Annotated in this window: 17 protein-coding genes; 7 read left to right on the forward strand and 10 right to left on the reverse strand. The window is 41.5% G+C overall.

All coding sequences use genetic code 11. From position 1 onward, the window contains the following. The first annotated feature begins 63 nt into the window (after positions 1 to 63). Both IQ31_RS18850 and IQ31_RS18855 read left to right on the forward strand, forming a co-directional pair. Entirely contained in the window at positions 64 to 618 is a 555-nt protein-coding gene (locus IQ31_RS18850) for an SMI1/KNR4 family protein (RefSeq protein WP_088163473.1), read from the forward strand. Positions 619 to 998: 380 nt separating this feature from the next. Continuing rightward, positions 999 to 1,709: a Crp/Fnr family transcriptional regulator gene (locus IQ31_RS18855; protein ID WP_145329229.1), complete on the forward strand. Its 711-nt coding sequence runs from the start codon at positions 999 to 1,001 to the stop codon at positions 1,707 to 1,709. Positions 1,710 to 1,758: 49 nt separating this feature from the next. Here IQ31_RS18855 and IQ31_RS18860 read toward each other — a convergent pair whose 3' ends face one another. From IQ31_RS18860 to nirB, 4 genes are read right to left on the reverse strand one after another with little or no spacing between them, the layout of a single operon-like run. Further along, positions 1,759 to 2,136: a hypothetical protein gene (locus tag IQ31_RS18860; protein WP_232475702.1), complete on the reverse strand. Its 378-nt coding sequence runs from the start codon at positions 2,134 to 2,136 to the stop codon at positions 1,759 to 1,761. 30 nt (positions 2,137 to 2,166) lie between these two features. Beyond that, positions 2,167 to 2,979, reverse strand: coding sequence for a formate/nitrite transporter family protein (locus tag IQ31_RS18865; RefSeq protein WP_070567490.1), 813 nt, complete (start codon positions 2,977 to 2,979; stop codon positions 2,167 to 2,169). A gap of 47 nt (positions 2,980 to 3,026) precedes the next feature. Continuing rightward, positions 3,027 to 3,374 (reverse strand): nitrite reductase small subunit NirD, encoded by a 348-nt coding sequence (gene nirD, locus IQ31_RS18870; RefSeq protein ID WP_070567492.1) that lies wholly within the window; start codon positions 3,372 to 3,374, stop codon positions 3,027 to 3,029. A gap of 34 nt (positions 3,375 to 3,408) precedes the next feature. Next, positions 3,409 to 5,925, reverse strand: a complete 2,517-nt coding sequence (gene nirB / locus IQ31_RS18875) for a nitrite reductase large subunit NirB (RefSeq protein ID WP_083296018.1) — start codon at positions 5,923 to 5,925, stop codon at positions 3,409 to 3,411. A 200-nt stretch (positions 5,926 to 6,125) separates the two neighbouring features. Here nirB and cobA point away from each other — a divergent pair, with 200 nt between their 5' ends. Beyond that, positions 6,126 to 6,887: a uroporphyrinogen-III C-methyltransferase gene (gene cobA / locus IQ31_RS18880; RefSeq protein ID WP_070567494.1), complete on the forward strand. Its 762-nt coding sequence runs from the start codon at positions 6,126 to 6,128 to the stop codon at positions 6,885 to 6,887. 169 nt (positions 6,888 to 7,056) lie between these two features. Here cobA and IQ31_RS18885 read toward each other — a convergent pair whose 3' ends face one another. Both IQ31_RS18885 and IQ31_RS18890 read right to left on the reverse strand, forming a co-directional pair. Further along, entirely contained in the window at positions 7,057 to 7,806 is a 750-nt protein-coding gene (locus IQ31_RS18885; protein WP_070567496.1) for a DeoR/GlpR family DNA-binding transcription regulator, read from the reverse strand. A 4-nt stretch (positions 7,807 to 7,810) separates the two neighbouring features. Further along, positions 7,811 to 8,827, reverse strand: coding sequence for an MFS transporter (locus IQ31_RS18890; RefSeq protein ID WP_244294534.1), 1,017 nt, complete (start codon positions 8,825 to 8,827; stop codon positions 7,811 to 7,813). Between IQ31_RS18890 and IQ31_RS18895 the strand changes: the two genes are divergently transcribed. Beyond that, the gene (locus IQ31_RS18895; RefSeq protein WP_232475700.1) at positions 8,812 to 9,093 is read left to right on the forward strand and encodes a VOC family protein; all 282 of its coding nucleotides are present in this window, start codon (positions 8,812 to 8,814) and stop codon (positions 9,091 to 9,093) included. The two genes, IQ31_RS18890 and IQ31_RS18895, sit on opposite strands and share 16 nt — an antisense overlap. Before the next feature lie 96 nt (positions 9,094 to 9,189). Here the strand turns inward: IQ31_RS18895 and IQ31_RS18900 are convergent, their stop codons facing one another. The 3 genes from IQ31_RS18900 to IQ31_RS18910 all read right to left on the reverse strand — a co-directional run bounded on the left by IQ31_RS18900 (position 9,190) and on the right by IQ31_RS18910 (position 10,746). Further along, positions 9,190 to 9,789 (reverse strand): hypothetical protein, encoded by a 600-nt coding sequence (locus tag IQ31_RS18900; RefSeq protein ID WP_145329235.1) that lies wholly within the window; start codon positions 9,787 to 9,789, stop codon positions 9,190 to 9,192. 55 nt (positions 9,790 to 9,844) lie between these two features. After that, the gene (locus IQ31_RS18905; protein ID WP_070567504.1) at positions 9,845 to 10,096 is read right to left on the reverse strand and encodes a hypothetical protein; all 252 of its coding nucleotides are present in this window, start codon (positions 10,094 to 10,096) and stop codon (positions 9,845 to 9,847) included. A gap of 260 nt (positions 10,097 to 10,356) precedes the next feature. Beyond that, positions 10,357 to 10,746, reverse strand: coding sequence for a DoxX family protein (locus IQ31_RS18910; RefSeq protein WP_070567506.1), 390 nt, complete (start codon positions 10,744 to 10,746; stop codon positions 10,357 to 10,359). Positions 10,747 to 10,851: 105 nt separating this feature from the next. Here IQ31_RS18910 and IQ31_RS18915 point away from each other — a divergent pair, with 105 nt between their 5' ends. Beyond that, on the forward strand, positions 10,852 to 11,853 hold the full coding sequence (locus IQ31_RS18915; RefSeq protein WP_070567508.1) for an energy transducer TonB: 1,002 nt from the start codon (positions 10,852 to 10,854) through the stop codon (positions 11,851 to 11,853). 6 nt (positions 11,854 to 11,859) lie between these two features. Here the strand turns inward: IQ31_RS18915 and IQ31_RS18920 are convergent, their stop codons facing one another. Beyond that, on the reverse strand, positions 11,860 to 13,224 hold the full coding sequence (locus tag IQ31_RS18920) for a tetratricopeptide repeat protein (RefSeq protein WP_070567511.1): 1,365 nt from the start codon (positions 13,222 to 13,224) through the stop codon (positions 11,860 to 11,862). Positions 13,225 to 13,482: 258 nt separating this feature from the next. Between IQ31_RS18920 and IQ31_RS18925 the strand changes: the two genes are divergently transcribed. Together IQ31_RS18925 and IQ31_RS27380 are read left to right on the forward strand one after the other, a co-directional pair. Then, positions 13,483 to 14,193, forward strand: a complete 711-nt coding sequence (locus IQ31_RS18925; RefSeq protein ID WP_070567514.1) for a DUF6454 family protein — start codon at positions 13,483 to 13,485, stop codon at positions 14,191 to 14,193. Positions 14,194 to 14,255: 62 nt separating this feature from the next. Then, entirely contained in the window at positions 14,256 to 14,432 is a 177-nt protein-coding gene (locus IQ31_RS27380) for a hypothetical protein (protein WP_157698392.1), read from the forward strand. Positions 14,433 to 14,511 lie beyond the last annotated feature (79 nt).

Here is a 14,511-nt window from a genome sequence, read left to right on the forward strand (position 1 = left end):
ATGATAATTCGCATACTCAGCCAATTATGACTAACTTTAGGAATGCATCAAAAATCGACGATTATGCAACAGACGCTAGCGACATTAGACAGTTATATCCAAAATCTAAGACCTGAACTGTATACCTATCTACAATCCCCGTTATCGGCAGAAGATTTTAGGGCCCTTGAACAGAAATATGATATTGAAATACCTCATGATCTTAAAGCACTCTATCGCTGGAAAAATGGGCAGCGCAATACAAGTTATGAAGCCTTTGTTAACAATTCGACTTTCATCCCACTAGAAGAGGCGCTGGATACAGCGCAGGAATTGACCAATATGATTGGTATGGACTTTGAAATCGAAAACTGGTGGAATGAACGTTGGATCCCTATATTCCACAACGGCGGTGGAAGTTATATCTGCTATGATCTAGGTGGCATCTTTACCGGACAGGCAGGTCAATTGATTGAATACTGGAATAAAGAAAATGACCGGAATGTTATTGCACCTAACCTCGAAGGTTTTTTAGGGCTACTTAACGACTATTATGCCCATACGCCTAAAGAAAAATTCGATGATTTTTTTAGCCTAGATACCACAGGCGAATATCCCAAACGGTTTAAGGTGGACTAACAGAAACTCATCGCCCTCATTTTTTTCTCTCGATGAATTTTTAAATTTATTATACCTTTTCCCGCTGTTTCTCTTTGGAACCACAGGATAAAAACAGCGTCAACATACAATAAAGAGTAACAAAAATTAAATAAATCCTTAGCTTCATCATACTATTGGTCTTTACACTAAACCGAAGAAAACAATAAATGCTGATTTCAAATGACAGCATCAACAAGATGCCAACCATAATGGAGATGCAAAATTTCATCCAGTTCCACACATTAATAAGTTAAAATCAAAAGATATACTGTTTTTATAGAAGGTAAAATAGGAATTTAAACGAATAGATAATAACTTTGGACAGATAACACACCGTCCGTTATACGAATCAGGCCTTCATGAAATCGAAAAAAGTAAATACTTGCGACCACTCCTGCCTTATGTGCCGTTATGTCCTACAAGACTGGCTTGGACAAATCGACCTGCACCGAACAAATATCAGATTGAAAAAAGGCGAGCAGTTTATTACCGAAGGGCAATCGGTTCGGGGTATTTATTTTGTCCAGTCTGGACTTGTCAAAGTTCACCGCAATCTTGGAGATAAGGAAACCATTGTTCGTTTTGCAAAAAAAGGAGATATCGTAGGCCATCGCGGTATCAGTACTGAACAAACCGTCTATCCCATTTCGGCAACTACCTTGGATGTCACGCAGCTCTGCTTCGTGGAACTGCCATTTTTTCTGTCCACGCTACGCATAAATCCCGAATTGAGCTATCGGCTGATGTTATTTTTTGCCGACGAACTACATCTTTCTGAGCAAAAAATGACCAACCTGACACAGCTTCCTGTTAAAAACCGGCTTGCTTGGAGCTTATTGTTACTCTACCGTATTTTTGGCGAGGAAAACATAGACGGATATATCGGTCTCACCTTGAGTAAAAAAGATCTTTCATCCTATGTAGGTACTACTTACGAGACCGTCTACCGCATGCTAGGTGAACTTATCGATCTAGAGGCGATAGCGATGGACAAAAAAAATATCTTTATTAAAAACTTCCAGCTTTTGCATGATCTTTCGGAAGAAAATATGGGGAGTGAAACAGCCTAAGACGGCTAACGACTCCCCAATCCATATACTTCCCTAAAAATACATCACACTAAAATTTATAGCCTAAACCGACCCCCAAACGCCACTTGCCATCAGCAGTACCCGTTTTCGCCGCGTAAAATGCGGGCAGCTGAATAGCAATATGCCGGAATACGGCCGTCAGACCAAAGCCTAGAGACGGGGTGACCCAGGAATTCTTTGGCTTCCCTGCTTCAACCTTATCTTCTTTAAGTTTTAAGCTCGGCAATAAACCCAACAACAGGCAACTTTTCGGGCTGAATATATATTTCACCGCTGGTCCAGTACAATTGATATAAGCACCATGATCAGCGTATCCTGCCACGACAATTCCCTCAAACAAACTCCCTTTGACTGTTTTTTCCTGACTGTAAGACTCCATGCTAATAGCTAACAATAGAAGTAACATGAATAATTGTTTTATCTGATGCATAAAAATCTAGTTTTGTGAAGTCGACACTTTTTCTTTTTGATGATAGGTATAATAGATAGCCATCCCTGTAAACAGCAATCCGCCGACAATATTTCCAGCTGTTACAATCAGCTGATTGCACAGCCACCAGTCGGAGATAGTCACTTTTGCACCGAACATCATCCCGGCAGGAATCACAAACATATTGACCACTGCGTGCTCATAGCCTAATGCAAAGAATATAAAGATCGGAATACCTGCAGCCAGTATTTTGCCAAGAGTAGACTTAGACGTCATGGACATCACCACCCCCATACAGACCATCCAATTACACAAAATAGCTTTAACAAAAGCCGAAAACAAGCCTGCTGCACCATGGGCGCTGTATCCAAGCGTTTTCTTTTCGCTGATCAGGATCAGGCTCTGTTCGATGTTTCCGAGCTGGCTCGAATGTCCAGTTTCTGTACTAGCAGCCCAAAATAAAATCGCAAAGAGGACACTTCCAAGCAAGTTACCTAGAAAAACCCAGAGTAAATTATTGGCCATAGCCTTAAAATTGATTTTACCTTCAAACCAGGCTAAAGGTACGAGAGAGAAGCTGCCTGTCACCAATTCCAAACCGAGGATGACGATAATAACAAACCCTACAGGAAAAACGAATGCACCGACTAATCCCAATCCTGTCTGCGAAGTGGCCAAAAGTGCGAGTGTAACAGAAATTGCCAATAAGGCACCTGACAATGCTCCCCGTATCAGTAGATCTTTGACCGGAAGCGAAGATTTGTAGATAGCGGTGTTCATCATGGCACCAGCTACCTCTTTAGGGCTAATATAATCCATCGTATTTTTGTTTTAAAAGGTTTTAGATTCAATTATTTTTATTTCTCCTAAGCAGTCATCCCAATAAAAACACTTCCGTTTTCCACCTTCACAGGATAAGTCTTAATGGCACATTCGTCACCCGAAAGACATTCGCCTGTATCCAACGCAAAGGTTTTCTTATGGAACGGACAGGCGACTTTAGGCGTTTCACCCAAAGAGCCCAGCATGCCGCGGCTTAAAATCATCTGCCGTTTATGCGGACATTCATTTTGTGTGGCATACCACTCATTGCGGCGGGCGAAATAAAACAGCGCCACCTGTTCGTTATTCAATTTAAGACAGACTCCACCATTTTCAATAGCATCTTCTATCCGACAAGCCTTCAGCCATTTCATGTCAATTTGCGTATTCATATGATTTCAATTAAAAGGTTTAGCGATTTTATATTTAATAGGTACTGACGTTCCAATCAGCAGCTTTTTTTTGTCCGCGAAAGCTGTCAAAGCGAACAGTTTCATCCTTCTCTTCGGGTGCATTAACAAAGTGGACAAAGCGTTTGCGAATTTCCGGATTCTCCACTGCTACCTTCCATTCACAGCGATAACTATCGACAAGCAGCTGCATATCCTGCTCCCAGGCCTCCCCCATACCCAGGCCATCCTCTACCACAACATTCCTTAAATAATCTATTCCGCCTTCCATTTTATTGAGCCAGGTAGCAGTCCGGGTCAGCGGATCCGCAGTGCGGATATAAAACATCAGGAAACGGTCAATGTAACGGATACAGGTTTCACTATCGATATCCGATGCAAGCAGCAAAGCATGCTGCGGCTTACTTCCGCCATTACCGCACACATAGAGGTTCCAGCCTTTTTCCGTCGCAATAATTCCAAAATCCTTACTCTGCGCCTCGGCACATTCGCGGATACAACCACTAACAGCCGACTTTATCTTATGTGGAGCACGAAGACCACGGTAACGTTCCTCTATCCGTATCGCAAAAGAAACACTATCGTGCAGCCCAAACCGACACCAGGTACTGCCCACACAGCTTTTGACAGTCCGTAGTGCCTTGCCATAAGCATGTCCGCTTTCAAAGCCGGCAGCAATAAGTTCTTCCCAGATAAACGGCAGATCATTGAGATGTGCACCAAATAGGTCAATGCGCTGTCCGCCCGTAATTTTTGTGTATAGGCTGTACTTCTTAGCGACTTCCCCGATAACAATCAGTTTATCTGGGGTAATTTCACCTCCCGGAATGCGCGGAACAACTGAATAGGTCCCACCCTTCTGTATATTGGCCAAATAACGGTCATTACTATCCTGAGCCACATCATTACCCTTGCCAAGAATCATTTCGTTCCAAAGGCTCGCTAGCAAGGAAGACACCAGCGGTTTACAGACTTCGCAGCCATGTCCGCGGCCTAGCGCATCCAATACATGATCGTAACTTTTCAGCTCATGGATCTTGATCAGGTCATATAGTTCCTGGCGGCTCAGATCGAAATGTTCACAAATGGTACTCCGGATATATTTCCCTTGCTGTTTCATCGTATAATTGACCAGGTCCTTGACCATCGGCACGCAGCCGCCACATCCCGATCCAGCCTTGGTACATTTCTTTACCGCATCTGCATTTTCACAATGACCAGTTATCACAGCATCACAGATCTGTGCTTTAGTGACACCTTCGCAACTGCAAATCAATGCCGCATCAGGAAGAGCCTCCAGACCAGCAGAAGCCGACTTACTTTCGCTCTGCTGGCCCAAAAGAAGGAGTTCAGGGTGTTCCGCCAACGGCAGGCTATTATTGACCATCTGAAGCAACATGTTGTAACTTGCCGCTTCCCCGACAAGTATCCCACCCAGCAGACGCGTTCCATCTTTACTTACGTTCAATCGTTTATAAATACCTTTATTACGATCCTCCAATAAGATCGTGCGTGCATAAGGCTCACTGATAAAAGCGTCTCCAAAACTAGCCACATCAACTCCCATCAGTTTCAGTTTGGTGCTCATGTCAAATCCCTTAAAGGATTTCTCTTCCCCCACAATATGAGATGCCGCAATTTCAGCCATTTCATAGCCCGGTGCTACCAGACCATAGATCATATCATTCACTAAGGCACACTCACCGATAGCATAAACTACAGGATCAGAAGTCTGCATCTGCGCATTAACCAATATTCCGCCCCTTTCACCAACATCCAGTCCAATTTTCTTGGCCAGCTCATCACGGGGACGTATACCTGCTGAAATCACCAATAAATCCGTCTCTATCGACGAACCATCCTGAAAAGCAATCCCCGTCAGGCGATCATCCCCCAGCAATTGGCTTGTCGACTTTTGCAATAAACAGGTCAAGCCTAGTTCTGACAACTTTTGTTGCAACAACATACTGGCGCTATCATCAATCTGACGCGGCATCAGGCGTTGGGCAAATTCGATCACGGCAGTCTCTTCCAGACCAAGATCCACCATTGCTTTCGCAGCTTCGAGTCCCAAAAGTCCACCGCCCATTACTGTACCACGCTTCGCTTTTGCCGCATAAGCTTTGATCAGATCCAGATCTTCGATGGTACGATATAGAAATACCCCTTCCTTTTCAATGCCCGGAATCGGTGGAACAAAAGGAGCAGAACCAGTCGCAAAAACCAGATAGTCATAATTGACTGTGATACCTTTTTGAGATTCCACTTCTTTTTTTAATCGATTTACAGCAACAATTGGATCATCTAAATGAATTTTTACATTATTTTCCAAATACCACTCATTTTTTAACAAGAAAAGCTCGTCAATAGACGAAATTTTGAAGTAATCTGTCAAATGAACACGATCATAAGCTCGTATCGGCTCTTCTGAAAACACAATTATTTCCAGATCGTTTATTTTCTGCTTTAATTTTTCACAAAACTTATTACCGACCATACCATTACCAACAATAACAACCTTTTTTCTTTCCATAACTGCTATTTTTTATGATAAAAATTCAATTTAATATTTTAACAACACTAATTTATGCAATAAAAAATTAAAAAATCAAAATAAATATGATTTTAGTAATATTTTTTCAATAAAAAACTGTAAATAATTGTAGTTTTTATGATTTATATCAAATTTTTTAATAGATTTACATATAATTCAACAACAAAAACAACAATAACATGGAAAAATTAAGCACAACATCGTTATTTATTGTAGGATCTGGCCCTGGAGACCCCGAATTACTCACCCTGAAAGCATATAAAGCAATAGAAAATGCACAAGTGATCTTATATGACAACTTAATTAATAAAGAAATCCTTCAAATAGCAGATAAAAACTGTTTAAAACACTATGTCGGCAAGCATCCTTACGGAAAATACGTGCCCCAGGAAGAAATCAATAGGCTCATCCTTCACTATTGCGAAAGATACGAAAGAGTGGTACGGCTTAAAGGTGGCGATCCCTATCTTTTTGGGCGCGGCTTTGAAGAATGGCTTACCGTACAAAACAGATCAATTAACATGACCTACATTCCGGGCATCAGCAGCATGCAAGGCGCCGGCCTCAATGATATTCCGCTGACACATCGTGGTGTAAGTGAAGGCGTATGGGCATTAACAGGTATGAAAAAGGACGGATCCCTATCTGCCGATCTGGCCCTGGCAGTTCAGAGCAGATCTACTGTAGTCATCTATATGGGAATGCGTAAGCTCGATGAAATAGCACGCACCTATGTTTTGCACAGCAAAGGAGAAACAGCCGCAGCAATTATACAACATGCGAGCTTGCCGCAACAAAGACAGGTGCGTTGCAAAGTCAAGGATCTCGTCAGAATAAGCAAGGAGCATCAGATAGGGCATCCTGCTATCATTATCATCGGCGACGTAGTGGATCTGCAGCAAACATTGACAGTTGCTGCCGAACAGCGGCGCATTATTTAGGATCGATTATAGCGTTACTTGAAATATAAGTAAAGCCTATTATTATCCACTTTATTGCCGGACTAAAACAGACAAAGGTCATCAATACCTGCGAAGACTTTAATATTATTATTATTTGGAAGCTTTATATCATCTACCAAATCTCGTCAGATTTGTCGCTGTCAATTGGCTAGACAATCTGCAGGTCCATATTTCTAAAGAGATTCAATTCGGAATCATTTGAGTCCAGGTCGGTGATCAATGCCGTGAGCGAATCTATTGGACACACCCTAAACAGTTCACCTTGATATAGCTTATTCTGGCTGGCTAAGGCTATTGTTTTCTTTGCACATTGAACCATCATCTTTTTGGTTTCTCCATCTGCAGCTGACGCCGCCGAAACACCGAGCTCAGGATCTACAGCACAAGTTCCCATGATAAAGATATCGGCATTATACTTAGCAACTTCCATACAGGTTGTGATGCCTGAAGTTACAGCCAGATCGGGTTCAAAATGACCACCCAAAAAAATAAGTTCCACATTTTTGAACTTCTCGAGCAGTGGCACGATGGAAAAATTATTTGTAACCATCCGAACCCGGATATCCAATGGCATAGCATTCACTACGGCCCGCGTCGTGGTGCCACCATCCACAAAAAGAGTCATGCCATCTTTCAGAAACGGCTGTACTTTTAATGCGATAATATCTTTTTCTTTGGTCAGAAACGATTGCCTATCCTGGAAAGTCAGTGGATCTTTTTCTCGCAGTATAGCACCGCCCCTGGTCTTGGAAAGCAAGCCGTTCCGATAGAGAAGGTCTATATCGCGGCGGATGGTATCTTCCGATACCGCCAACAACACCGCCAGCTCTTCAAATTTCACCTTCCTCCGGACCGCTAATTCGCGGAGGATTATCTCAAAACGTTCTTCTTTTAACATGCGATTACTTCCTGATTTTATAGATAAGAGCTACCACTAGAAAAAGCAAAGCTATTGTTTCGAAAGCAATGATCAAAGAAAAATGCTGCGCAATAGCCCCCAAAAGCGCGGGGCCCGCCAGCTGACCGGCATAACCCATTGTTGAGATAACCGGAATGGCTACCGTCGGCGAAAGTCCTTCAATCCGTCCACCCTCGCTAAAAAATACAGGTACAATATTGGCGGCTCCCAGTCCCAAAAGGACAAATCCAATGAGCGTTAGCGATAACCAAGGACTACACACTACGATCAAAATGCCCAACGAAGCCAACAAGCTACCACCTATCACCACAACCTTACTATTCAGTTTACTTACTAATCGGTCTCCCTGCAATCTCATGACCGCCATCGCAACGGAGAATGCCGCATATCCAATTCCCGTAAACTCAGGAGATACCCCTTTGTGATCCCGCAAGAAAATCGCACTCCAGTCCAACATCGCTCCCTCAGACAAAAAGGCAATGAAACACATCAGCCCAAGTATCAGCACACTCCACCTAAACCATTGAAATCCTTTTTTTGAGACCTGAGTTTCATCAATAGGGGAAAACTGGACAATGATTTCTTTTTCCTTTTGGTAGCTCAGCAACTTTCGATATTGTAAGATCAGTAGCAGTATTAAAAGAATGGCTATGGTAACTGCTGCATAAATAGGAACTAACCCCATCTTTATCAGAAAACCCAAGCCGATCGATCCAAATAGCCCTCCAACACTGAACAGTCCATGTAAAGATGACATTATCGGTTTACCTATTGCATTTTGAACCTGCACACCATGTGCATTCATGGCCACATCTATACCACCTATACTGCAGCCAAATATAAAAAGAACACAGGCCATCAAATAGCTATTGGTTACCATCAACAGTACAGGGAGCACTACGGCAGCTATCAAACCTGAAATCAAAATCACTTGTCTGCTCCCAACTTTCCCGATGAAAAACCCGGAAAGCGGCATCGTTAATAGTGCACCACCTCCCAAACATAACAGTAAAAGCCCCAGTTCTCCGTCATTCAGACCAAGACGGTCGTATTGATATTACTACTGCCGCGGCTGATAGGAGCCTGAACAAAGGCTATACCCATCTGGCCATTAGCGTCGGTGGAAAGGATGCTGTCGATAATCTGACCGAGCAATTACGGTCGGATGGTTATATCGTCGAAAGCGAGCCGCGTACTACGGGGGATGGTTATTATGAAAGTGTCGTGCTTGATCCGGAGGGAAATCCGATAGAAATTGTAGCTTAAATAGTTCAAAAAAGTAAAGCATCCCGGACACTATCAGGATGCTTTACCTTATTCTGTATGAAAAGTAAACCTAAAAGGCTCTTATAAGAACTTCCATTAGGATTTTCTTATGGCAGGATCGATCCAGTAATAGTCATGGTTGGTATGAGCGAAAAACTCCATCGGCGTAACATGGCAATCAATGGTATCGCTAAGCCCGTCGTCGGTATAAGTGACCACATCTTCGGATGGCATCACCATCCCGCTCATAATGGCTCCATAGTCCAGGCAGTGAAGATCAGATATCAGTACATTGATTGTGTGAGCCAGCGTCCATTTTTCCATTTCTTCCTTGCTAACACGTTTCACACGCTCGGCCAAAAACCGGGCTTCCTCCAGCTCTTTTTCGACACTGTCCGGAAAAAAAAGCAACAGGAAGGCTTCATACTTATCAAATTCTTTATTTCGGATTGCTTCATTTCGCAGAAACAGCTTCTCGCCCATCTGTCCGTACTGATCGGCATATTTTTTCAGTTCCATTTCGGCTAGTTCCTTATCCGACCATTGCTGCAATTCTGAAAGTGCATGGACCTCGGTACCATGGCCATCACACTGATTGAGATACGCCCAAATATCGCCCTGTACGACTTTGGGCTTCCTGTGCTCCAGCACATTGTATCCTTGCGCTACCCATGCTTCTATTTGTTCCCTTCTCATCTTAAGCTGTTTTTTAAAAATAAACAACAGCGCAGCTGCAATGGTTTTCTTTTTTCTATTTGAGATTTCTGGCTTTCAGTTCCGCATCCACCGCTTTTTCATTCTTTCCAAAATATTTAAAGAACAAAATGGCCAATATCAATGGGAAAATTGTAGGCCAGGTTAAACCGGCTACGAATATACTGTAGGCAGCGATCCCCAAACAAAAGCCAATAATTGATGCATTGATTATTTTCGTGGGTTTAGCTTTCTTTTTGAGAACCAACAACTCTTCATTGCTCAGTTCATTTAATTTCTTTTCTTCCATCTGGTCTGTACTTTTATAGGTTAGTTATTTTATATGTTTGATGCGAATATAATTATTTAAATGAGCAATAAAAAAACACAAAAGGTTGGAAATTAGCAAAAGAATAGCGCAAAAAAATAAAAAAGGTCGGATGAAAATGGAACACCCGACCTTTTAACTAAGTTACTCCTTACATGGATACCTATAGGACAACAGCCGCAGACATATGGTTTGTTTTTTACAATTTTGTATCAACTTCTGTTCAACCAGTCTTCACCCAATCAGCTCTTGCATGTACTTTTCAAAGCCCATGCAACCAATATAGGCTGAAAAAATAAACGGGCAAGCCGCTTTCCATCCGTATCCAATCCAAAGCCGTCGCGATGGTCTTTATATTGAGCAATATTTCCGGGAAACACAGCTGCAAAAAACGCTGCTGCGATTTTTCCAACGTTCGATCGATGTTTAGCAGGTGCGAAAATCAGTGTAGCACCCAAAGCAATTTCCGCAATACCGGAATATACAACAGTATCATCTTTGGAGATCGGAACCCAGTCCGGCACCTGAGCCTGAAATTCCTTGCGGGCGAAGGACAGATGTCCAATACCGGCTACCACCAAAAAGGTACCTAGACCAACTCGTGCAATCTTCTGCATAGGTGAATTATTCATAATCTTTTACTTAGAGGACATCATTCCACTCGAAATAGTTTGTCCAACGCTGCGGATTATTTCACCTAAAAAATATATATTTGATTAAATAAAATTAACCATATCATGCACTATTATCCCTTAAATATACACAAATACATTATTTTCCTCCTTTTTACGTCCCTTGTGATTCATGCAAAAGCACAAGAAACAATTGTCACTTATATAAAGAAAAATCGTGGTATTACTGCTATAAAAGATTCAGCCGCTTACACAAACATTATTCGTTTAACAGCAAATGAATTGGGGCTTTACGAGGTAAACGATTACTATCCAAATGGCAATTTAAAAAGACATGGCTGGACAAAAGTAGCTGACCCACGAAGATTATATCTGGAAGGCATTATTGAAAGTTATTACAACAATGGCAACCTAGCGGTATCAGCCGGATATAAAGACAATAAACTGAGCGATACTGTAAAAAGATACCACGAAAATGGTCTTTTAAGAGAAATTAGATTTTTCTCCAGTTCTGAAGCCAGTCCCAACGAATTTCTTTTTCAGGACCAGCATAGCCGACTAATCTATTATGCTGATTCAACAGGCCGAAAGCAGGTCGAAAATGGAAATGGCACGTTCGAATTTAAAAACAATATAAATACTGAAAAAGGTGTATATGTTGATGGATTACGTCAAGGACATTGGGAAGGTACTTTAAAAAAAGGAAAGATCAAGTTTGAAGAATGGTATGAAAAAGGTGTGTTAAGCAAGGGAACCAGCACAGATAGTATGGGCAATGTGCATCCCTATACACGTCGAGATGTCCAACCGGAATACCCTGGCGGGATAAAAAACCTTATGATCTTTATTGCCCAGAATTATAAATATCCCAAAGAAGCTTTAAATGCAAAAGTATCAGGACAACTTCTCATCAGTTTTGTCATTGAAAAAAATGGTCTGGCGAATGAATTTGAAGTGATTAATGACCTCGGGTATGGAACAGCAGCAAATGGTATAGCAGTACTGAAGAAAGCCGAAAAATGGGCTCCGGGTTATCAATACGGTATGCCTGTACGTGTGCAGTTTACCATTCCAATCCGTTTACATACAGGTCCCGCTCCAAATTAGCCCTGATCATAATCGTCTGGACTGCATCTGCTTCAATACGGCCTTCATTTTTTCCTGATAGAGCTTATTTGACTTCGATAATTTCACAGCTCTCTGTTGTTCTTCTTCTGCCTGCGCATAAAAGCCAACCCGATACAACAATAAAGCCATCGTATAACGGAATGCTGGCACATCAGGTTTGAGATCTATTGTTTTCTTTTGCCAACGGATCGCATCAAATATAACCGAAGGATCATTTCTCTCAAAGGCCAAGATCTGTTTAGCACCATAATTCAAATTATTTGCCAGGTCATCCTGATAATATTTACGTCCTTTACCAACCAACGATTTGAACTCCGCATTTTGTGCACTGTCCAACACAAGTTGATTTCCTGAAAAATTGATCTTTCGATCTTGCGCAAAATCCATTCGAGACAAGGAATCGGGGTCCACCTTATAAAATGATTGTTCATAATAATTCCTTGCCATCCGGACGTAAGACAGACTATCTTTCATTAGCCTTTTATACTCCAAGGGATAATAACCTTGGGAATTGGAAGCGCGCAAATAATTAGATGTCCATGTCGTATAGGCAAAATAACCAACGTTTTGAGCTAATGAAAAGTTTCTCTTGTCAAGCGATTCGCGAAATGTCCGCTGAATAATTCTATTGTTTATTTTTTTACGAACGGGCAATGGCAACGAGGAATACAGACTATCCACCATTTTACTATTGGTACGTGCCAATAAATAAGATTTACTATTATATACAGGGCCACAGCTCAATAAAAAAACAACCGTCTCAAAATTATTCAATTGCTCTATCGTCAGCTGTGCTATATAGTCACTCAACAGTTGCTGGTCTGTATATTGATCAAATGTCTGATTATAGCGGAGTATTTTGTTCAGCAAGGACTGCTGACGGATCCCCTTTCGATATTCTGCTATAAGCTTACCGAGAGTTTCAGCTTTTGCAAGCGTATTTGCCGAGTCTATGAGTCTTTCCAGCTCATCTCCCCCATCAACCGCCTTGTCTATTCGTAAAATAGGAATCCCATCTTTATCAGTAACAAGGTACATCGGTTTGTTCAAATAGAAAGCCCGTTGCAACGGATGGTCAAATTCATCCCGATCCACCTGAACAATTCCCGACACAAACTGCGTACTGAGGATATCTTTTGCTTTTTTTGAAACAGAGCCTCTAAAAGGAATAAACTGATCGTCCCGTTGATGAACCACCAAGAACATCGGCTTATTTTCCTTTGCTGCGCGCTCCAGCAGCTGTAAATAATCTTCTTTTTGCGGAAATGTCTGCTGCTGTGCTATTGCAGGGTAAACAAACACCCAACACAAAAATATGAATACAGCAGATTGGAACTTGAAATGATTCATTATCTATGAAAATTAACTAGCAATAACTTATGATATAATTTATAGAACTGGATAAAAGTTTCAATTCTTCTATTCAAGAGACATCGAATTGGGAGGCCAAGCGAACAATTAAATAGCAAAAATGAATGTATAAAGCTAATAAAATACAGGCAAAAAACCACAACGAATTTAACTCTATATATAAAAAATTAATAAAAAAAGAAAGCTCTGCAATAGCAGTTCCCGTAAGCCACTAGACAAATACCGATAAAAAAAGCTTTGATAGCTAAACAGCGGCCGATCTACGAAGAGCAGGCCGTCGGCCTGGGAACGGGCTATCTCATGAAATTTAATTTTAAAGGAGAGCTTATTGCTCAACTTCGTTTAGGAAAAGATAGCGTTTATCATCCCGGGGGGATAGATTTTGATGGTCAATATATTTGGATCCCAGTCTGTGAATATCGTCCCCACGGCAGGTCGCTGATTTACAGAATAGATCCGACTACCATGGAAGCGAAGGTTGAATTTACGGTAGACGATGCCATTGGAGCCCTTGTTTGCGATCGAGATCGACATGAACTCGTTGGTTTCAATTGGGATGCTATGCAGTTTTATACGTGGAAACAACAATTGCTCGATCGTGGTAAATGGCATTTAAAATCAATCTCTAACAATAATCAGCATTTTATTCATTTTCAGGATGGACAATATGTGGGTCAAGGTTTGATGATTTGCTCCGGGGTCAACAGTTTTTTGAAAGATCCCCACGCAAAGGAGCGCATCGTAATCGGGGGCATTCAATTAATGGATATTCATACCTATCAGAGCACCTATACCCTGCCAATCCACTTAAGAAGTAAAACAGGTCGCATTATGACAAGTAATCCTTTTTACACCGATGTCGTTGACGGAAAGGTCTGCCTGTACTTTGTGCCCGATGATGATCAATCCACACTTTACATGTATGAGATAACTAATTCCAAATCATGAATTGCTCTGGGAGTCGCTATGGCTGAAATTGATATCAGACAAATACAAAAGAAATTAATTCGATGGTACACAAATTTGGTACTAAAACATTTATCAATAGTCTCTGGAATGTCGATAAACTGGTTTTGAATGATCCAGCTGAATTTGGCAAAGTGCATCAGAACGGGGCAAATATAGTCCAAGCAGATTATCCTGAATTATTACTCAGACACCTTCGTTTACATAAACTTCACCAATAGATTACAATTTATCCGGAAGTCTATCGTCCATACTAAAAATAAAAAACCACCCTTATTATGACTTTCGTTCCGTGAGGCA

Origin of the sequence: Sphingobacterium siyangense, assembly GCF_007830445.1 — a bacterium.
Taxonomy (GTDB): domain Bacteria; phylum Bacteroidota; class Bacteroidia; order Sphingobacteriales; family Sphingobacteriaceae; genus Sphingobacterium; species Sphingobacterium siyangense.